At 63.3% G+C, this 17,434-nt stretch carries 20 protein-coding genes and 1 riboswitch; of the genes, 11 read left to right on the top strand and 9 right to left on the bottom strand.

Going from position 1 to position 17,434, the window contains the following annotated elements; all coding sequences use genetic code 11:
* Nucleotides 1-33: 33 nt before the first annotated feature.
* From ftsE to MesoLj_RS09100, 3 genes are all read left to right on the top strand, one after another.
* Entirely contained in the window at nt 34-693 is a 660-nt protein-coding gene (gene ftsE / locus MesoLj_RS09110) for a cell division ATP-binding protein FtsE (RefSeq protein WP_010911739.1), read from the top strand.
* Nucleotides 686-1,678 (top strand): cell division protein FtsX, encoded by a 993-nt coding sequence (locus MesoLj_RS09105; protein ID WP_202325797.1) that lies wholly within the window; start codon nt 686-688, stop codon nt 1,676-1,678. The genes ftsE and MesoLj_RS09105 overlap by 8 nt, the downstream gene beginning before the upstream one ends.
* 111 nt (nt 1,679-1,789) lie before the next feature.
* Entirely contained in the window at nt 1,790-2,515 is a 726-nt protein-coding gene (locus MesoLj_RS09100) for a YdcF family protein (RefSeq protein WP_202325796.1), read from the top strand.
* Between the two features lie 16 nt (nt 2,516-2,531).
* Here the strand turns inward: MesoLj_RS09100 and MesoLj_RS09095 are convergent, their stop codons facing one another.
* The 3 genes from MesoLj_RS09095 to MesoLj_RS09085 form a co-directional block, all read right to left on the bottom strand.
* Complete coding sequence (locus tag MesoLj_RS09095; RefSeq protein WP_202325795.1) at nt 2,532-3,164, bottom strand: pyridoxamine 5'-phosphate oxidase family protein; 633 nt, start codon at nt 3,162-3,164, stop codon at nt 2,532-2,534.
* Nucleotides 3,165-3,250: 86 nt separating this feature from the next.
* A complete protein-coding gene (locus tag MesoLj_RS09090; RefSeq protein ID WP_202325794.1) occupies nt 3,251-3,721 on the bottom strand; it encodes a nuclear transport factor 2 family protein in 471 nt (156 codons plus the stop codon).
* 59 nt (nt 3,722-3,780) lie between these two features.
* Nucleotides 3,781-4,332: a carboxymuconolactone decarboxylase family protein gene (locus MesoLj_RS09085; RefSeq protein WP_202325793.1), complete on the bottom strand. Its 552-nt coding sequence runs from the start codon at nt 4,330-4,332 to the stop codon at nt 3,781-3,783.
* 100 nt (nt 4,333-4,432) lie between these two features.
* Between MesoLj_RS09085 and MesoLj_RS09080 the strand changes: the two genes are divergently transcribed.
* Together MesoLj_RS09080 and MesoLj_RS09075 are read left to right on the top strand one after the other, a co-directional pair.
* Nucleotides 4,433-5,338, top strand: a complete 906-nt coding sequence (locus MesoLj_RS09080; protein ID WP_202325792.1) for a LysR family transcriptional regulator — start codon at nt 4,433-4,435, stop codon at nt 5,336-5,338.
* 78 nt (nt 5,339-5,416) lie between these two features.
* Complete coding sequence (locus tag MesoLj_RS09075) at nt 5,417-6,205, top strand: lysophospholipid acyltransferase family protein (RefSeq protein WP_202325791.1); 789 nt, start codon at nt 5,417-5,419, stop codon at nt 6,203-6,205.
* 19 nt (nt 6,206-6,224) lie between these two features.
* On the opposite strand, the gene MesoLj_RS09070 is transcribed toward MesoLj_RS09075, so the two are convergent.
* The 3 genes from MesoLj_RS09070 to MesoLj_RS09060 form a co-directional block, all read right to left on the bottom strand.
* Entirely contained in the window at nt 6,225-6,851 is a 627-nt protein-coding gene (locus MesoLj_RS09070) for a LysE family translocator (protein WP_140772362.1), read from the bottom strand.
* A gap of 90 nt (nt 6,852-6,941) precedes the next feature.
* Nucleotides 6,942-7,889: an aldo/keto reductase gene (locus MesoLj_RS09065; RefSeq protein ID WP_140772364.1), complete on the bottom strand. Its 948-nt coding sequence runs from the start codon at nt 7,887-7,889 to the stop codon at nt 6,942-6,944.
* A gap of 122 nt (nt 7,890-8,011) precedes the next feature.
* Complete coding sequence (locus tag MesoLj_RS09060; RefSeq protein ID WP_202325790.1) at nt 8,012-8,533, bottom strand: gamma-glutamylcyclotransferase; 522 nt, start codon at nt 8,531-8,533, stop codon at nt 8,012-8,014.
* A gap of 155 nt (nt 8,534-8,688) precedes the next feature.
* On the opposite strand from MesoLj_RS09060, the gene MesoLj_RS09055 reads away from it, so the two are divergent.
* Nucleotides 8,689-9,687, top strand: coding sequence for a DUF2125 domain-containing protein (locus MesoLj_RS09055; RefSeq protein WP_202325789.1), 999 nt, complete (start codon nt 8,689-8,691; stop codon nt 9,685-9,687).
* A gap of 7 nt (nt 9,688-9,694) precedes the next feature.
* Nucleotides 9,695-10,624: a sugar kinase gene (locus MesoLj_RS09050; RefSeq protein WP_202325788.1), complete on the top strand. Its 930-nt coding sequence runs from the start codon at nt 9,695-9,697 to the stop codon at nt 10,622-10,624.
* On the opposite strand, the gene MesoLj_RS09045 is transcribed toward MesoLj_RS09050, so the two are convergent.
* Nucleotides 10,621-11,556, bottom strand: coding sequence for a prephenate/arogenate dehydrogenase family protein (locus MesoLj_RS09045; RefSeq protein WP_181179823.1), 936 nt, complete (start codon nt 11,554-11,556; stop codon nt 10,621-10,623). The two genes, MesoLj_RS09050 and MesoLj_RS09045, sit on opposite strands and share 4 nt — an antisense overlap.
* A gap of 22 nt (nt 11,557-11,578) precedes the next feature.
* Nucleotides 11,579-12,688, bottom strand: a complete 1,110-nt coding sequence (hisC, locus tag MesoLj_RS09040; protein ID WP_202325787.1) for a histidinol-phosphate transaminase — start codon at nt 12,686-12,688, stop codon at nt 11,579-11,581.
* 162 nt (nt 12,689-12,850) lie between these two features.
* Nucleotides 12,851-12,928, top strand: a riboswitch (SAM riboswitch).
* 108 nt (nt 12,929-13,036) lie between these two features.
* On the opposite strand from hisC, the gene metX reads away from it, so the two are divergent.
* Both metX and metW read left to right on the top strand, forming a co-directional pair.
* Nucleotides 13,037-14,206, top strand: a complete 1,170-nt coding sequence (metX, locus tag MesoLj_RS09035) for a homoserine O-acetyltransferase MetX (protein WP_202325786.1) — start codon at nt 13,037-13,039, stop codon at nt 14,204-14,206.
* Nucleotides 14,207-14,264: 58 nt separating this feature from the next.
* Nucleotides 14,265-14,879, top strand: a complete 615-nt coding sequence (gene metW, locus MesoLj_RS09030; RefSeq protein WP_140772803.1) for a methionine biosynthesis protein MetW — start codon at nt 14,265-14,267, stop codon at nt 14,877-14,879.
* Nucleotides 14,880-14,891: 12 nt separating this feature from the next.
* Here metW and MesoLj_RS09025 read toward each other — a convergent pair whose 3' ends face one another.
* A complete protein-coding gene (locus tag MesoLj_RS09025; protein ID WP_202325785.1) occupies nt 14,892-15,212 on the bottom strand; it encodes a DUF1330 domain-containing protein in 321 nt (106 codons plus the stop codon).
* Nucleotides 15,213-15,377: 165 nt separating this feature from the next.
* Here MesoLj_RS09025 and MesoLj_RS09020 point away from each other — a divergent pair, with 165 nt between their 5' ends.
* Nucleotides 15,378-16,496 (top strand): glycosyltransferase family 2 protein, encoded by a 1,119-nt coding sequence (locus tag MesoLj_RS09020; RefSeq protein ID WP_244735332.1) that lies wholly within the window; start codon nt 15,378-15,380, stop codon nt 16,494-16,496.
* Nucleotides 16,497-17,432, top strand: coding sequence for a glycosyltransferase family 2 protein (locus MesoLj_RS09015; protein WP_202325784.1), 936 nt, complete (start codon nt 16,497-16,499; stop codon nt 17,430-17,432).
* The last annotated feature ends 2 nt before the right edge of the window (nt 17,433-17,434 follow it).

Here is a 17,434-nt window from a genome sequence, read left to right as displayed (position 1 = left end):
CTCGCCGCAACCCGGAACTTCAGGTCGTCGAAATTGATTCGCTTCGAAAATGTCGGCCTCCGCTATGGCATGGGTCCGGAAATCCTCCGTGACATTTCCTTGCATATACCGGAGCGCTCCTTCCAGTTCCTGAGCGGGCCTTCGGGCGCCGGCAAGACGACCTTGCTGCGCCTTCTGTTCATGTCGCTGAAGCCGACACGCGGCCTGATCACCATCTTCGGCAAGGACCGCTCGCGCATCTCGCGCACCGAACTGCCGCACCTGCGACGCCGCATCGGCGTGGTGTTCCAGGATTTTCGCCTGCTCGACCACATGACCACTTATGAGAACGTCGCACTGCCGTTGCGCGTGCGCGGGCGCGAGGAGGCGAGCTACCGCACCGATGTCACCGAGCTGTTGAAATGGGTGGGGCTGGGCGAGCGCATGCATGTGCTGCCACCGGTCCTGTCGGGCGGCGAGAAGCAGCGCGCCGCGATCGCGCGGGCACTGATCGAGCAGCCCGAGATCCTGCTGGCCGACGAGCCGACCGGCAATGTCGATCCCCCGCTGGCGCGGCGGCTGCTGCGGCTGTTCATCGAGCTCAATCGTCTCGGCACCGCCGTGGTGATCGCCACCCATGACCTTGGCCTGATGGAGCAGGTCGACGCGCGCCGCATGATCCTGGCCGGCGGAAGGCTGGATATCTATGACTGACCTGTCCGCTGAACATTTCGAAGAGCAGGAGCAGGACGCCGAGGCAACCGCGGTGCGGCCGCGTGCCCAGCGCCGGATGGCGCCGATCGTGCCGGCGCAGAACATAGCCGGCCGGGCACTGGTCCTGGTCATCGCCATCATGACCTTCCTGTCCTGCCTGACCTTCGGCGCGGTGACGCTGGTGCGCGACACCGCCTCGGTCTGGGAAAACCAGATCTCTCGCGAGGCGACGATCCAGATCAAGCCGGTCGACGGCCTCGACATGGAGGCCGCCCTCACCCAGGCTTCGCAGATCGCCAGCGAATTCCCCGGCGTGAAGTCGACAAGAATCATCGATCGCGAGGCGACCGCCAGGCTGCTGGAGCCGTGGCTGGGTTCGGGCCTCAACATCGACGACCTGCCAGTGCCGCGCCTGATCATCGTCACAATCGACGAGAACAGCCCACCCGACTTCGCCGCCATGCGCGCCGCGATCACGCCGAAGCTGCCAAGCGCTTCGCTCGACGATCACCGAACCTGGGTCGACCGGCTGGTGGCGATGGCGCGCACCACGGTGACCATCGGCATCGCCGTGCTGGCGCTGATGCTGTCGGCGACCGTGCTGACGGTGGTGTTTGCCACGCGCGGCGCCATGGCCGGCAACGGCCACATCATCGAGGTGCTGCATTTCGTCGGCGCAGAGGCGCGCTTCATCGCGCGCGAATTCCGCCGGCATTTCCTGGTCACCGGCATGAAGGGCGCGGCCGCCGGCGGCGCGGCGGCGGTGCTTGTCTTCATCGTCTTTTCCTGGTGGTCGTCGCGCAACATGGCTACGCCGCAGGCCGACCAGGCAACCGCCTTGTTCGGCAATTTCGCCATCGGCTCCGCGGGTTATCTCGGCGTCGTCCTCATGGTGCTGGTGATCGGCGCGCTGACGGCGGCAACCTCGCATGCCACCGTCGTCGCCTATCTCAGCGATATCGACGTTCGCCAACCCGACGCGTGAGAAGCAAGCATGCTTTGGCGAGGTCGAAAGCAAGGTGATCACGGATGGAGAAACGGCGTAACGCAAAGTGCGTCTTTTACCTACCAAAGGCCGCATTTCAGGATTAACCATATGGCCATGGACGTGCGGGATTCGACCGGGACGGCTGGACAGATGCCAGTGGTGGTTGCTCGTTTGCGAGACCACGGCCGGATTAGCCGTTTAAAGACCGCGTTTCGGATATCCGCGCTCTCTCTTCTCGTCCTCGCATTGTTGTTTGCCGGCGGCTTCGGCTGGTTCGCCAACAAGGTCAGCCATCTGACCACGCCAGCCAATCCGGCCAAGGCCGACGCCATCATCGTGCTCACCGGCGGCCAGTCCCGTCTCGATGCCGCGATGGAGCTGCTGGCCTCCGGCAAAGGCGAGCGCCTGTTGATCAGTGGCGTGCATCCTTCGGCCAGCCGGCGCCAACTCCAGGTAGCGACCGGCGGCGACAAGAAGCTGTTTTCCTGCTGCGTCGACATCGACCGCGCCGCGCTCGACACGATCGGCAATGCCGAGGAAAGCGCAAAATGGGTGGAAAGCCACGCCTACAACACGGTGATCCTCGTCACCAACAACTACCACATGCCGCGCAGCCTGCTTGAAATGAGCCGGCTTCTGCATGGCGCCAAGCTGGAACCCTATCCGGTGGTCAATTCCAACCTCGACAATGGTGGCTGGCTGACCAAGCCGCAGGCCTTGCGCGTGCTGTTCACCGAGTACAACAAATATCTGCTGGCGCTGGCGCGTGGCATCGTACCGGTGAAACCGACCCCGGACGGCATCGCACTGGCCGAGACCGCCGCCGGCGGCTGACCCTTCGGCCGTACCATCATTCCTTGTCTATCCCCGTCGAAGCCTGCTTCAGGCGCGCGATCTCCTGCTCGAGGTGCTGGATACGCCTGTCGCGTTCACCAAGCGCCGCCGCGACATCGGCGGCCTCGAAACGCTGCGGAATATGTTGCGGGCAGTTGGCATCCCAGGCCGAGACGGTGAACAGGATGACCTGCTCGGGACGCGCCTTGTAATCCTGCGGCATCAGCTTGGCCATCAACTCGGCGTCGTCTTCCATGACGCGCGCCGTACCCCAGATCTTGATGCGCTGGCGCAGCATATAGTCGATCAGGAACAGGAAGGCGCGCGGGTTGTCGGCCAGGTTGCCCTGCGTGATGAACTGCCTGTTGCCGGAAAAATCCGCGAAGCCGATTGTCTTTTCGTCGAGCACCTTGAGAAAGCCGGCCGGCCCGCCGCGATGCTGGATATAGGGCTGGCCATCGCCATTGGCCGTCGACAGGAAGACGCTCGTCTGCATCTCGATGAAGGCGGCCAGGTCCGGCGTGATCACCGATTTCCAGCCACCGCGCTCCTCGACGCGGGAATAGGACTGGCGCGAGCCCTTGCGCGTCTGGATCGCCTTGACGGTCGGCGTGAAGGCGACGTCGCTGGCAAAAGCATGTGCGTTCATCGAAAGCCTCCTTGCGTATGGCGGGGCTTGCGGCAATTGGCGCAATTCCTGGTGGGAAACCGTTTCGCACTTTTCCCGGAATTGCTCTAAAGCCCGAGCTCCGACAATGTTGGGTGGTCATCCGGGCGGCGCCCGAGCGGCCAGTGATATTTACGGTCGGCTTCCGCGATCGGCAGATCGTTGATGCTCGCGATGCGCAGGCGCATCAGCCCGTGCTCGTCGAACTCCCAGTTCTCGTTGCCGTAGCTGCGGAACCATGAACCGCTGTCGTCGTGCCATTCATAGGCGAAGCGCACGGCGATGCGGTTGCCGTGGAAAGCCCAGACTTCCTTGATCAGTCGATAGTCGAGCTCGCGGCTCCATTTGCGCGTCAGGAAAGCCTGGATGGCATCGCGGCCTTGCAGGAACTCAGAGCGGTTGCGCCAGCGGCTGTCGGTCGTATAGGCAAGCGCGACCCTTGCCGGATCGCGCGAGTTCCACGCATCCTCGGCCATGCGTGCCTTCTGCGCGGCTGTTTCGGCGGTGAAGGGCGGAAGCGGCGGGCGGCTTTCAGACATGGGAATCCTCTGCGGCATGAAGGGTGGGGACCGGCGGACACCGCCAGCCCTTTCCGGATTCAGGCAGCATCGCGGACAGAAACAACCGGAAAATCGATCTCGGTCTGGGCAACTTCATTGATATAGTTGGTCCAGACGTTCAGGGCGACATGCTGGACGATCTCGATGATCTCTCCATCGTCGTAGCCTGCCAGCCTGACGGCGGAGAGATCCTCGTCGCCGACATGGCCGCGACTAAGCGCAACCCTGGCGGCAAAACGCACCGCCGCGGCCGCCTTGGGGTCCGTGGAGCCACCGTGGCGGTTGGCGAGCATCTCGGCATCGTCGAGCCGGGCGAGGTTCTTGCCAAGGTAGGTGTGTGCGGACAGGCAGTAGCTGCAGCCATTGATCTCGGCGACCGCCAGCGCAATGCGCTCACGTGTCGGCGCGGACAACCGGCCCTTGGCCAACGCCCCCGACATGCCGAGATAGCCTTCGAGCGCGGCTGGACTGTTGGCGATCATGCGAAACAGGTTCGGCACGACGCCGAGCTGCTTCTCGACGGCCTGCAGCACGGGTTGCGTTGTTGCGGGCGCAGCGGCGATGGACGATGGCGTGGTGATGCGCGGCATTGCGATTTCCCTATTGGTCACACCGCTTATTTGCACTCTTCCACTTGCCGGATGTAGATGGCATATTTGCAATCAATCCTTCCAATTTCTGGAAGAAATGATGGATCGCCTCGAGGCCATGTCCCTTTTCGTCGCGACGGTGGAGGCCGGTAGCCTTTCCGCCGCCGCACGCCGTTCGGGCGTTCCGCTTGCGACCGTCAGCCGCAAGGTCTCGGATCTGGAACGGCATCTCCAGACACGTCTGCTGAACCGCTCGACACGCCGGCTGACACTGACCGACGCGGGCGACGCCTACCTTGCCGCCTGCCGCCGCATTCTCGACGACGTCGGCGAGGCCGAACGCGTCGCCGGCGGCGAATACAGCGCCCCGACCGGCGAACTGATCATCACCGCGCCGATCGTCTTCGGCCGACATCACGTGCTGCCGATCGTCACCGCGTTCCTCGCCGCCTACCCGCAAGTGGACATCCGCCTGACGCTTGGCGACAGGATAGCCCAGTTGGCCGAGGACCATATCGACCTCGCCATCCGCATAGGCCGGCTGCCGGACTCGCGCATGGTCGCCATCGGTCTCGGTTCTATCCGTCATGTTGTCTGCGCGAGCCCCGCCTATCTGGCCGAGCATGGCACGCCGAAGACCCCAGGCGATCTCGAGACGCACAGCTGCATCACCTTCGAGGGCCTCGGCTCACTCGCCACTTGGACCTTCGCGGTGGAAAAAGCTGACGTTCCTGTCCCGGTCGGCTCAAGGCTCCGGGTCAACACCGCGGAGGCGGCGATCGATGCCGCTATTGCCGGTGTCGGGATGACGCGCGTGCTTTCCTACCAGATCGTTGCCGCTGTACGCTCAGGAACGTTGCGGCCTGTGCTCAGGGATTTCGAGCCAGAGCCATGGCCGGTAAACCTGGTGCATGCCGGCCAGGGCCGGCTGCCGGTGAAACTGCGCGCCTTCCTCGACTTTGCCGCCCCACGCCTCAGGGAACGTCTGGCGCAGGCGACCTGGTAGTAATGAGCCGCATCGCCCTGTTTCCTTTTTGCCGCTGCTTGGTGTAACCAACGCACACCTCCTCACCGGACCTCCCCCATGCTCTATGTCAGATCGCTGGCGTTCAACTTCGTCTTCTACGTCAATCTGATCGTCCAGATGATCCTCTGGACCCCATACTATTTCCTGTCGCCCCGCCACCGCGCCTGGTTCGTGCCGAAATTCTGGTCGCGCAGCTGCATGTGGCTCTATGACAAGATCGCCGGAACGAAGAACGACATCACCGGGCAGGAACACCTGCCCGAGGGCTCCTTCATCCTGGCGCCCAAGCACCAGTCGTTCTGGGACGCCATCGCCTTCTTTCCTTTCCTCCGGGACCCGCTCTACATCCTCAAGCGCGAGTTGACCTGGATCCCGTTCTTCGGCTGGTACATCATGAAGATGCGCATGATCCCGGTCGATCGCGGCAGCCGCTCCAAGGCCCTGAAGGCGGTGGTCGCGGCGACCAAGGAAGAGATGGCACGTAATCCGCGCCAGCTGATCATCTATCCCGAGGGCACGCGCCGGGCGCCGGGCGACGAGCCGGCCTACAAATACGGCATCGTCGAAATCTACGCGCAGCTTGGCGTTCCGGTGGTGCCGGTCGCCCATGTCGCCGGCCTCTATTGGCCGCGCCGCAAGTTCCTGCGCTATCCCGGCACCATCAAGGCGCGTTTCCTGCCGCCGATTCCGCCGGGCCTCGGCAAGGACGAGTTCATGGCGCGGCTGATCGGCGAGACGGAAGCCGCCTGCGATCAGCTTCTCGTCGAGGCATCGCGCGCACCCAACCCGCCGGCCCTGCCGCCAACGGCGGTGAAGCGGCTGCGGGAGCTCGGCGCGAAGCCGTGAAGGCCGTCCGGCCGGGCAATCAGCCGTAAACAGCCAGCACCGTGGTCAGCACCAGCGTGGCGGCAAAAACCAGGTTGATGATCCGGGAAGTAACGGGCTTGCGCAGGAAGCGCGCGAACGCCGCACCGGCGAGAAGCCACACTGCGTGGATGACAACGATCATCCCTGCCAGAACCGCCAGCTTCAGCCATGGACCAAGCTCTGCCGCACCCTGCTTCGACGAGGCGCCGGCAAAGACAGCGGCGATCGCCACGTAGGCTTTGGGGTTGGCGACAGCCAGCAGAAAACCGGCCAGCCATGTCGGGCGTGAAGCCTCGGCCGCGCGTGCCGCCAGCGGCGGTGCGGTGGCAATCTTGAAGGCGAGATAGAGGATGTAGGCGGCGGACGCGACAACCAGCACCGGCGCCAGCCTCGGCATCGAGGATAGCGCCGCCGTGACCCCTGTCGCCACGACCAGCAGCACGGCGACCGTGCCCAGCACGATCCCGCAGGCATAGCGCAGCGAATCGCGCAGGCCGAAGGCCGCGCCAACAGCGGTAACGCTTATCGTTGCCGGCCCCGGGCTGCCCATGACGACGGTCGCTGCAAGCACCAGAGCGAGCAGCGGTCGCCAAAACTCCGGTTGCGAAAGAAGCGGCTCCGTCATTGCGCTCTCTGTCTTGCCACGAGCACAGGACGCTATGGCAGGACAGGAGCGTGGTCTTGGACGTTCGTGCGTGGAGAGCGGCTGGAAGCTTCAGCCACTCGCCTTGTCGAGCTCGGCCATGTCACCGGCGGTCAATTTCAGCGACGCAGCCTTGATCAAACTGTCCATCTGGCTCGGCTTGGTGGCGCTGGCGATCGGTGCGGTAACGCCTGGCCGCGCGATAACCCAGGCAAGGGCGACTTCCGCCTGCTTCGCGGAATGCCTGGCCGATACCGCGTCCAGGGCGGCAAGAATGCGCATGCCCCTCGGGTTTAGATAACTGCCGACATCTTCGCCGCGCTCGCTTTGGCCAAGATCGGCTTCGCTGCGGTATTTGCCGCTTAGGAATCCCTTGGCCAGGCTGAAATAGGTGATGACGCCGATATCCTCGGCCACGCACAGATCGCGCAACGGCCCGTCGAAGGAGGACCGATCGTAGAGATTGTATTCCGGCTGCAGCACTTCGTAGCGCGGCAGGCTGCGCAGGCTCGCCACATCGAGTGCGGCGCGCAACTGGCCGGCGTCGAGGTTCGAGCAGCCGACATGGCGGACCTTGCCCTTGGCAAGCAGCTTCTCGTAGGCGCCAAGGGTTTCCTCGTAGGGCGTGGCCGGATCCGGCCAATGTGACAGATAGAGGTCGATGACATCGGTTTGCAGCCGCTTCAGCGAGGCTTCGACAGCCTTCTCGATATAGGCGGCGGACAGATCCTTGTGGCCCTGCCCCATATCCGAGCCGACCTTGGTGATCACCACGACCTTGTCGCGGTTGCCACGATCCTTCATCCATTTGCCGATGATGGTTTCCGATTCACCGCCCTGGTTGCCCGGCACCCAGCGCGAATAGGCGTCCGCGGTATCGATCGCGTTGAGTCCGCCGCCGACGAAGCGATCAAGCAGGTCGAACGAGGTCTTCTCGTCGGCGGTCCAGCCGAAGACGTTGCCGCCCAGAACCAGCGGCGCGATGGACAGGTCGGTGCGACCGAGACGGCGTTTCTGCAAGACGAATCTCCGTGATGATTAAGACCGGGCGGACGCCGCCCGCTGGCTGGGTTCGGAACCTAACCTAGGTCTTGCCTCGCCGAGATCAAAGGCCTGGTCGCTTTTTCCGCAGAGCCAGCGCTTCACAAAGGCGCTATCCCCCGCGCCACCTCCTCCAGCCAATGGTCGCGGATGCCAAGTGCTTCAAGATGCTTCAGTGTGCTGAGAACATAATCCTCATTGTTACCGGATTGGCCGACCGCGCCGCGCACCACCGCCGCCGCGTCCGCCGTGTCCAGCGCGCCGGCATATTGCTCATGTTTGCGGTCGACGATGTAGGCCACGGCTTCGACCGTACCGCCGCCGTCGAGCCGGACCTTGAGGGTGCGTTCGAGATAGACTGATGTGACGAGTTCACGCTCGCGCAGATAGGCGATGACCTCGTCGCGCAATTCCCCGGGCACACGGAAAGCCAGGCCGACGCAGGAGCCGCCATGGTCGAGGCCGAGCACCAATCCGGGCCGCTGGCGCGTGCCGCGGTGCACGAAGGAATAGACGCAGAGCGAGCGGCGGTAGCCGTGCAGCTGGGCGCGGCGTGTCTCGATATGCGCGAAACCCGGCCGCCAGATCAGCGAACCGTAGCCAAACACCCAAAAATCGCCCATATCGCCGCGCCTGATTGCAAAAAGAATGGCAACACCGCACCGGAAACCGGTGTTTTTTCCAACCGTCCCCGGCTACCTATTCGTCTCTGTCTGCCCACTGTTGTCGGAATCGAAGGTCCGTCCGCCAATACCCATGCGTTAATGAGAGCCAAAGCATGACGTCAAGTGACGAACGCCAACCAAAGTCCCGTCGCGGCCTCTTCTGGCTTGTGACGTTCGTCATTGTGCTGTTTGCCATCTACAGCGGCGGCTGGTTCTACCTGGCCAGCAGGGTCAGGGCTGAAGCCGACAAGGCGGTTGCCACGCTCAACAAGAGCGGCATCCAAGCCGGCTGCGCCAATCTCCAGGTCAGCGGCTATCCCCTGAGCTTTGCCGTTTCTTGCGACAATCTGGCGTATGAGGACGATGCCAAGAACATCGCGGCCTCGGCCGGCTCCTTCAATGCCGTCGCCCAGATCATCCAGCCTTTGTCGCCGGTCGCCGATCTGCGCGGCCCGCTCAGGACCTCAGTCCCCGGCATGGTGCCGCTGTGGATCGACTGGGACAATCTGCAGGCCAACGTGAAACTGTCATGGCCGCTGCCGCGGCGCATTGCGCTGCAGGCGGAGGGCCTGTCCGGCCAGACCGATCCGGCCGACGACACCGATCCGGTGGAATTGTTCAGCGCCGGCAGGGCAGCCGGCCAGTTGCAGCCGAACGGCGTGGATCTCGACTATGTCGGCAGCTTCACCGATCTGGAGATCGACCCGGATGCGATCGGCGGGCGCGTGCTGCCGGCGCTCGATGCCAGCGGCGATGCCACGCTGAAGAACGGCGTCGCATTGATCGGAACGCAGGTGAAGAGCCTGCGCGGCCAGAGGGTCGATATTCGCAACCTCAATTTGTCGTCGGGCACGGCGAGGGTTACCGTTTCCGGGCTGTTGTCGGTCGATGCCGAAGGCCTTGTCGACGCCGACCTGATGATCAGGATCAAGGATCCGAAGGCTGTCGCATCTATCCTTGCCGGCGCCATACCCGAGCAGAAGAACGCGGTCGAACAGGGTTTTGCCGCTTTGGAGCTGCTTGGCAGCGAACCATCGATGCCGCTGAAGGTGGTCAAGGGCAAGGCCTCGCTCGGCTTCATCCCGCTCGGCAAGATCAAGCCGGTTCAATAGCGCTGCCATGGCAAGACCAGCCAGGCTCCTGAGTGTCGGCGCGCTGACGCTGGATACGATCCTGCGTGTCGAGACACTGCCCGCGCATCAGGGAAAATTCATCGCCTCCGACGGCGTCCAGATCGCTTCTGGCATGGCCACCAGCGCTGCCTGCGCCGCGCATCGCCTGGGCGCCGACGTGTCGCTGTGGGCAAGTGCCGGCGATGATCCGGTCGGCGATCAACTGATTGCCGGGATCGAGGCCGAAGGCGTCGACTGCAGCTACGTGCGCCGCGTCAGCGGCGCCCGCTCGGCGCTGGCATCGATCCTGGTCGACGCCCATGGCGAACGCATCATCGTGCCTTTCTATGACAGCTTGGCGCAGACCGATCCCGATTCTTTGCCTTTCGCCGACATCGCGGCATTCGATGCCGTGCTGGCCGACGTGCGCTGGCCGGGTGCGGCGGCCCTTGCCCTGAAGACGGCACGCGCCGCCGGCCGGCCTGCGATTCTCGACGCCGATACCGCGCCGCTGGCGGTGCTGGAGCGGCTGTTGCCGCTGGCTTCTCACATCGTTGCCTCGGAGCCGGCAGTCCGCATCATATGCGGCCAGGCGCTGGACCTGGGGCGCGCCTGCACTGACCTCGCCTCCCGCACCGATGCCCTCGTCGCGGTCACCGGCGGCGCGGCGGGCACGTGGTGGTTCGATCGCGCGGCGGGATCATCCCGCCATGTCGCGGCGCCTAGGTTCAAGGCGGTCGACACGCTCGCCGCCGGCGATGTCTTTCACGGCGCCTTTGCCGTCGGGCTGGCGGAAGCCATGCCGGTCGAACAGGCCATGCGTTTTGCGAGTGCCGCCGCCGCGCTCAAGTGCCTGCGCTTCGGCGGCAGGCTCGGTGCGCCGGACCGGGCCGAGACACTGGCCATGGTCGCGGCGACATGGCCTGAAACAGCCTAATTCTTCGACGGGTGCTCGATCGCCTGACGGCCGAAATCGGGCACATCAATGTCCTGGCCCGCCTCGATGATCGAGCGGCGCACCGCGCGGGTGCGGGTGAATAGGTCGAACAGCTTGTCGCCGTCGCCCCAGCGGATCGCCCGCTGCAGGAATGCCAGGTCTTCCGAGAACCGCGCCAGCATTTCGAGGATGGCGTCCTTGTTGTGCAGGCACACGTCCCGCCACATGGTCGGGTCGGAGGCGGCCAGGCGCGTGAAGTCGCGAAAGCCGGAGGCGGAATATTTGATCACTTCCGTCTTGGTCACCGATTCCAGATCGTCGGCGGTGCCGACGATGTTGTAGGCAATGATGTGCGGCAAATGCGAAACGATGGCGAGCGTCATGTCGTGATGCTGCGGGTCCATCGTGTCGATGTTGGCGCCGCAGCGGCGCCAGAATTCCGACAGCCTTTCCAGAGCGCCCGGATCGGTGCCTGGCAGCGGCGTGAAGATACACCAGCGATTGTCGAACAGGTCGGCGAAACCGGCATCCGGTCCGGATTTCTCGGTACCCGCCAGCGGATGGCCGGGAATGAAATACACGCCGTCAGGCACATGCGGCTGCATCTGCGCGATGACCGAGGCCTTGGTCGAGCCGACATCGGTGAGGATCGCGCCCTTCTTCAGCGCCGGCGCGATCTCCTGCGCCACCGCGCCGGACGAACCGACCGGCACCGAGACGATGATCAGATCGGCGTCGCGGACCGCTTCCTTGGCGTCGGTCGTATAGGAATCACCCAGCCCAAGCTCCTGCGCCCGCGCCAGCGTCGCCGCGCTGCGGGTCGAGATGGCAACGTGGCCGGCAAGGCCCTCGCGGCGGATGACGCGGGCCAGCGACGAGCCGATCAGGCCGATGCCGACCAGCGCGATCTTCTCAAACATCGGTGATGTCATGGCGTTAGAGCTTTCGGGCGTTCTAGCTTTTCAGGAATGTCGTGAGCGCGGCGACGACGCCGCGATTGGCCTCTTCGGTGCCAACGGTCATGCGCAGCGCGTTGGGAAAGCCGTAGCCGGAAACGCGCCGCAATATGTAGCCGCGCGCTGTCAGGTAATCGTCCGCCGCCGCCGCCGAATGCTTCTGGTCGTCTGGAAAATGAATGAGGAGGAAATTGCCGACGCTGGGCGTCACCCGCAGCCCAAGCCCGGTCATCTCCGCGCTCAGCCAGGTGAGCCAGGTCTCGTTATGCGACACGCTGCGCTCGACATGGGCGCGGTCGCGGATCGCGGCGATGCCGGCCTCGATCGCCGTCGCATTGACGTTGAAGGGACCACGCACGCGATTGATGGCGTCGACGATGTGCATCGGCCCGTACATCCAGCCGATCCGCGCTCCGCCAAGGCCGATCTTGGAGAAGGTGCGCGTCATCACCACGTTCTCCGCGCTGCCGACCAGCTCGATGCCGGCTTCGTAATCGTTGCGGCGGACATATTCGGCATAGGCCGCGTCGAGCACCAGCAGCACATGTTTGGGCAGGCCGGCATGCAGGCGACGCACCTCCTGGAACGACACATAGGTGCCGGTTGGATTGTTGGGATTGGCGAGGAACACGATCTTGGTTCTCGGCGTGACGGCGGCCAGCATCGCATCGATGTCGGCGCGCTCGTCGGTCTCCTTGACCGCGATCGGCGCGGCACCCGCCGACTGGATGTAGATCTTGTAGACCATGAAGGCGTGTTCGGTGAATATGGCCTCATCGCCTGGCGCCAGATAGGTCTGCGCCAACAGGCCGAGGATTTCGTCGGAGCCGTTGGAACAGATGATGTTCTGCGCGTTGAGGCCATGCACCTCGGCGATCGCCTCGCGTAGCCGCCTGGCGGTGCCGTCGGGATAGATGTCGAGTTTGGCGGCGACGTCGCGGGCGGCTTCGATGGCCTTCGGTGACGGACCGAGCGGGTTCTCGTTCGACGACAGCTTGTAGACCTTGGCGACACCGGCCGGCGCCGTGCTCTTGCCGGGCACATAGGCGTCTATGTCCATGATGCCCGCGCGCGGGGTTGGACGTGCCTGATCCGGTGTCTGGTTCATTTTTTGCAAAATCCGTCGAAAATGCCTCCATCCGGAGGCTGCAGCGGAAATACAAGCCATGGCCGGCAATGTCGAGAGGCGGCGGTGGGGCCAGCAGCCGGCCCAGCCTCCGGCCCAGCCTTCCGGCATTGACGGCGAGGCGGGCGAGTTCTAGAAGGACGGTGACAGTTCCGTGGTGATTTGGCCGGTCGGCTTGCAGCCACGTTAAACAATTCGCTAAAGGGCCGTTTGCGTGACGTAACCGGCTTTGCGAATGGCAATGCCGGTTTTTTATTGTCCGCGGCCGGCCGGACAAAACGCATCGGCAGCGATTTTTCGTTGGGCACGATGCAGCAAGTGAGTACGTGAATGGCCGCTCTGCGTGCAGGAAAGACCAACAACGAGGCCGACCAACCGTCGAGCCCGGTGTTGCGCTTCGGGCCCGACCAGCCACTCAAGCTCGACGCCGGCACGCTTTTGTCGCCGTTCCAGATCGCCTACCAGACCTATGGCACGTTGAACGATGCCCGCTCCAATGCCATTCTCGTCTGCCATGCGCTGACCGGCGACCAGCATGTCGCCAACACCAACCCGGTGACCGGCAAGCCGGGCTGGTGGGAAGTGCTGATCGGCCCCGGCAGGATCATCGACACCAACCGTTTCTTCGTCATCTGCTCCAACGTCATCGGCGGTTGCCTGGGCTCCACCGGTCCGGCCTCGACCAATCCCGTCACCGGCAAGCCCTATGGGCTCGACCTGCCTGTCATCACCATTCGCGACATGGTGCGCGCGCAGAAGATGCTGATCGACCATTTCGGCATCGATAAACTGTTCTGCGTGCTCGGCGGCTCGATGGGCGGCATGCAGGTGCTGGAATGGGCGTCGAGCTATCCCGAGCGCGTCTTTTCGGCGCTGCCGATCGCCACGGGTGCCCGCCATTCCTCGCAGAACATCGCCTTCCACGAGGTCGGCCGGCAAGCCGTCATGGCCGATCCAGACTGGCATGGTGGCAAATATTTCGAGCATGGCAAGCGCCCGGAAAAGGGCCTGGCGGTGGCGCGCATGGCGGCCCACATCACCTATCTCTCGGAAGCCGCCCTGCACCGTAAATTCGGCCGCAATCTGCAGGATCGCGACCACCTGACTTTCGGCTTCGACGCCGACTTCCAGATCGAAAGCTATCTGCGCCACCAGGGCATGACCTTCGTCGACCGATTCGACGCCAACTCCTATCTCTACATGACGCGGTCGATGGACTATTTCGACCTCGCCGCCGATCATGGCGGCAGGCTGGCGGATGCCTTTGCCGGCACCAAGACCCGTTTCTGCCTTGTGTCGTTCACGTCGGACTGGCTGTTTCCGACCGAGGAGAGCCGCTCCATCGTGCACGCGCTCAACGCCGCCGGCGCCTCGGTATCCTTCGTCGAGATCGAGACCGATCGCGGCCACGACGCCTTCCTGCTCGACGAGCCGGAACTGTTCGCCGCCATCAACGGCTTCATCGGCTCCGCGGCCCGCGCCAGAGGGCTAAGCGCATGACCCCGCAAAGTTGCAGACTTTCAGGATCGGGATCATGCGCCACACAGGAGGTGGCGTCATGAGCGTCAACGGCAGCCAGCGCGTCGACCTCGAGGTCGTCGCCAACCTCATTCCACCACAGTCGCGCGTCCTCGACGTCGGTTCGGGCGACGGCTCCTTGCTTGAATTGCTGCAGGAAACCAAACAGGTCGACGGGCGCGGGCTTGAACTGTCGCAGCGCGGCGTCAACGAATGCGTGGCGCGCGGCCTCTCTGTCATCCAGGGCGATGCCGACAAGGATCTCGAATTCTATCCCGACAAGGGTTTTGACTTCGTCGTCCTGTCGCAGACCTTGCAGGCGACCCGCAACCCGAAACTGGTGCTCGACGAACTGCTCAGGATCGGCAACAGGGCGATCGTCTCTTTCCCCAATTTCGGCCATTGGCGCGTGCGCCTGTCGTTGTTCGTCAAGGGCCGCATGCCGGTGACCCAGGACCTGCCCTATTCCTGGTACGACACGCCCAACATCCATTTCTGCACCATCCGCGACTTCGTCAACCTGTGCGATGAGCTTGGCGCGACGGTGGAAAAGGCGACCGCGCTCGACGCAGCCGGCCAGAAGATCGGCCTGTCGATGCCCTGGTGGTTCTGGAATTTCTTCGGCCAGCAAGCGGTGTTCTTGCTGAAGCGGTAAGGCACGGAACGTCTAGCCCAGGACATCCGTGGCCTTGTGCGGGTGCTCGACACCGTCGGCGAACACCACATCGGATTGGGAATTGTCCGTGCGCAGGGCCAATATTGCCTGATAGGCGGGCGAATCATACCACCGGTGCATCTGCCGCCGGTCGGGAAATTCGATGATGATGAGGTTGCCCGGCCAATCGTTCTCGATCACCTCGACATCACCACCATGGACCAGGAAGCGGCCGCCGAAAGGTTCCAGCGTGGCATCGATCCTGTGCAGATATTCGACGATCTGCGGGCCCATCCTGACTTGGCGCATATGGGCAACGGCGTAAGCGGTCATGACGTAACTCCCTTGTCGAGCGGCCGATTTGCCGGTCTCATGGCTGCAAATTGCCAAGGGAGGTGACGAGACTCGATTACGCCTGAGGTAATAGGCCAACATCGATGCTGTGCACGAATCAGCGCTTGAGCGCGAGCGGAACCGCATCCCCTCAGACTTGCCAGGGTGTTGCTATTGGGGCGCGGAGGCCCAAAATCGGCGTCTCAGACCAGCCGGATTTCGCGTCTTTGGATGACATGTGAAGATGGTCTTTGTAGCGTCGCGCCGAACGTAATGCTTGGGCGGGGCATGGAACGCAAATCCCAGACCTATTCAATCGTAGTCGAAATGGAAAATGCCCAATCCATCAATGAAGATGAGATCGGCGCTTCATTCCGCGCCTTGGCGCGGGAAATAGAGGCCGCAACGACTGACGATCAGCACCCCAAGCCGGAGGTTATTGTCGTTCACAGCGGAGAGAATACCGAGACGCCGCTCCTCCAGCAGCGTGTCGCCAAGCTTGTCCCGCGGCTTGGCGCTGTCGCCAATCTGGTCTTCAGCGCCAGCACCGGCAGCCGATACTATGAGATCAAGAACGCGGGCGTTGGATTGGCCACGGGCGACATCGTGGTTTTCTGCGATTCCGACACGGTTATGGAGAGCGGCTGGCTGTCGGCGCTCCTTGAACCGCTACAGGACCCGAAGACGATGGCCGTGAGCGGCTACACCTATCTCGGCCATGACGATTTCGCCTCGCGCACCTTTGCACTGCTGTGGTTCTTCCCGCTGCGCGACGGGGATCAGCGTTTCGCCTCCAGACGTGCAATGAACGCCAACAATTGTGCCTTTCGCAGAAGTTGGTTGGCCAGCCATCCCTATCCGGCCAGCAATGGTTTCAAGGTTTCCTGCACGTTGCTTACCAGCCAGTTGCAGGAAAGCGGACATGACTTCGTCAGGGTCGATGCCCGGGCCAGCCATTATCCTCCGCGCGGCTGGCGTTTTTTCTTCTGGCGCGCGCTCGTCACCGGTCGCGATGCGGACCGCAAATATGTGGCGCTGGAATCGCCGTCGCGAACCGCACGGGTGGTCAAGGCGGCAAGGCGCTGGTTTTCGACATCGCGCCGGGTGGGCGGCCGCATCCTTGCGCATGCGGCACGACTCGGCATGCCAATCTGGCAGATTCCGTTTGCCCTGATCGTCGGCATGGCCTTTTGCACGCTGGTGTTCGTCGCCCAGATGGCCATGGCGCTTGGTCTGGTCCGGGACGAGCCGGAATACATCCCTTTTTACGTCGGGCATAGCTGAGTGGCCAAAGCCTTGGATGCGGCTCCCCTCATCACGGTGATCACACCGACCCACAACAGGCGCGACAAGGTGTTGCGCGCTGTCGAAAGCGTGCTGTCCCAAAGCATGTCGAGGCTTGAGCACATTGTGGTCGACGATGGCTCGACGGACGGAACCGAAGCCGCGCTCGACCGCGTTCACGACCCGCGTCTGATCTATGTCGGTGCGAAATGGCGCGGGGCCAACGCCGCGAGGAATGCCGGCATCGAGCGGGCGCGAACGCCCCTGGTGACGTTTCTCGATTCGGACGATGTCTACATGCCGCATCGGCTTGAACGGACTTTGGCCTGGTTCGAAGACAACCCTGGCCTTCAGGTGCTGCTTAGTTCTTTTGTGTCCTTGAAGAACGGCCGCAGCACCAACTGCACCAACCCCGAGGCCTTCATCAATCCGGCGATGCTGGAGCGGACACTCGTCGCCCAGACGATCTTTATCGCCGGCTCGGCGATCACCGCGCGTCGCGAGGCCTTGCTGGCCATTGGCGGCTATGACAGCGATATAACCCGGATGCAGGATCGGGAATTGCTGCTGCGCCTTGCCCGGCGCTTCGGCGCACAACTGTCCGGCGATCTCGACTGGACGAAACACAATTCGGAGAATTCGATTTCGGGACGGCGCGATGGCTATGTCGAAGCCTATGCGAATTTGATGGGCAAGCATCCGTATATTGCCCACGCCTATCCGCACATTCCTCCTTACATGATCTCACGCCAGCTTATAGCCGATATTCTCAGGGGCCGTTTGCCCGAGGCGTTTGCCGGATACATGGCCAACCGGTCTTCCAAGGAACTTGGTTACTCGTTGCCGGAGTTGGTCAACGGTTACGTCTATGGCCGGCGTTGGCGCCGCAATCTCTACAATGAATTTCGCAACCGGTTCGATGCCCGGCCGGCCTAGTT

Origin of the sequence: Mesorhizobium sp. 113-3-9, assembly GCF_016756515.1 — a bacterium.
GTDB lineage: Bacteria > Pseudomonadota > Alphaproteobacteria > Rhizobiales > Rhizobiaceae > Mesorhizobium.
The sequence above is the reverse complement of the archived record's forward strand: the minus strand, read 5'-3'. Positions and strand labels throughout refer to the sequence as shown.

Excerpts from the sequence above, each read along its gene's own strand:
- MesoLj_RS09105 (WP_202325797.1), top strand. The coding sequence starts at position 686 with ATGACTGACCTGTCCGCTGAACATTTCGAAGAGCAGGAGCAGGACGCC.
- MesoLj_RS09100 (WP_202325796.1), top strand. The coding sequence starts at position 1,790 with ATGGCCATGGACGTGCGGGATTCGACCGGGACGGCTGGACAGATGCCA.
- MesoLj_RS09095 (WP_202325795.1), bottom strand. The coding sequence starts at position 3,164 with ATGAACGCACATGCTTTTGCCAGCGACGTCGCCTTCACGCCGACCGTC.
- MesoLj_RS09090 (WP_202325794.1), bottom strand. The coding sequence starts at position 3,721 with ATGTCTGAAAGCCGCCCGCCGCTTCCGCCCTTCACCGCCGAAACAGCC.
- MesoLj_RS09085 (WP_202325793.1), bottom strand. The coding sequence starts at position 4,332 with ATGCCGCGCATCACCACGCCATCGTCCATCGCCGCTGCGCCCGCAACA.
- MesoLj_RS09080 (WP_202325792.1), top strand. The coding sequence starts at position 4,433 with ATGGATCGCCTCGAGGCCATGTCCCTTTTCGTCGCGACGGTGGAGGCC.
- MesoLj_RS09075 (WP_202325791.1), top strand. The coding sequence starts at position 5,417 with ATGCTCTATGTCAGATCGCTGGCGTTCAACTTCGTCTTCTACGTCAAT.
- MesoLj_RS09070 (WP_140772362.1), bottom strand. The coding sequence starts at position 6,851 with ATGACGGAGCCGCTTCTTTCGCAACCGGAGTTTTGGCGACCGCTGCTC.
- MesoLj_RS09060 (WP_202325790.1), bottom strand. The coding sequence starts at position 8,533 with ATGGGCGATTTTTGGGTGTTTGGCTACGGTTCGCTGATCTGGCGGCCG.
- MesoLj_RS09055 (WP_202325789.1), top strand. The coding sequence starts at position 8,689 with ATGACGTCAAGTGACGAACGCCAACCAAAGTCCCGTCGCGGCCTCTTC.
- MesoLj_RS09050 (WP_202325788.1), top strand. The coding sequence starts at position 9,695 with ATGGCAAGACCAGCCAGGCTCCTGAGTGTCGGCGCGCTGACGCTGGAT.
- MesoLj_RS09045 (WP_181179823.1), bottom strand. The coding sequence starts at position 11,556 with ATGACATCACCGATGTTTGAGAAGATCGCGCTGGTCGGCATCGGCCTG.
- hisC (WP_202325787.1), bottom strand. The coding sequence starts at position 12,688 with ATGAACCAGACACCGGATCAGGCACGTCCAACCCCGCGCGCGGGCATC.
- metX (WP_202325786.1), top strand. The coding sequence starts at position 13,037 with ATGGCCGCTCTGCGTGCAGGAAAGACCAACAACGAGGCCGACCAACCG.
- metW (WP_140772803.1), top strand. The coding sequence starts at position 14,265 with ATGAGCGTCAACGGCAGCCAGCGCGTCGACCTCGAGGTCGTCGCCAAC.
- MesoLj_RS09025 (WP_202325785.1), bottom strand. The coding sequence starts at position 15,212 with ATGACCGCTTACGCCGTTGCCCATATGCGCCAAGTCAGGATGGGCCCG.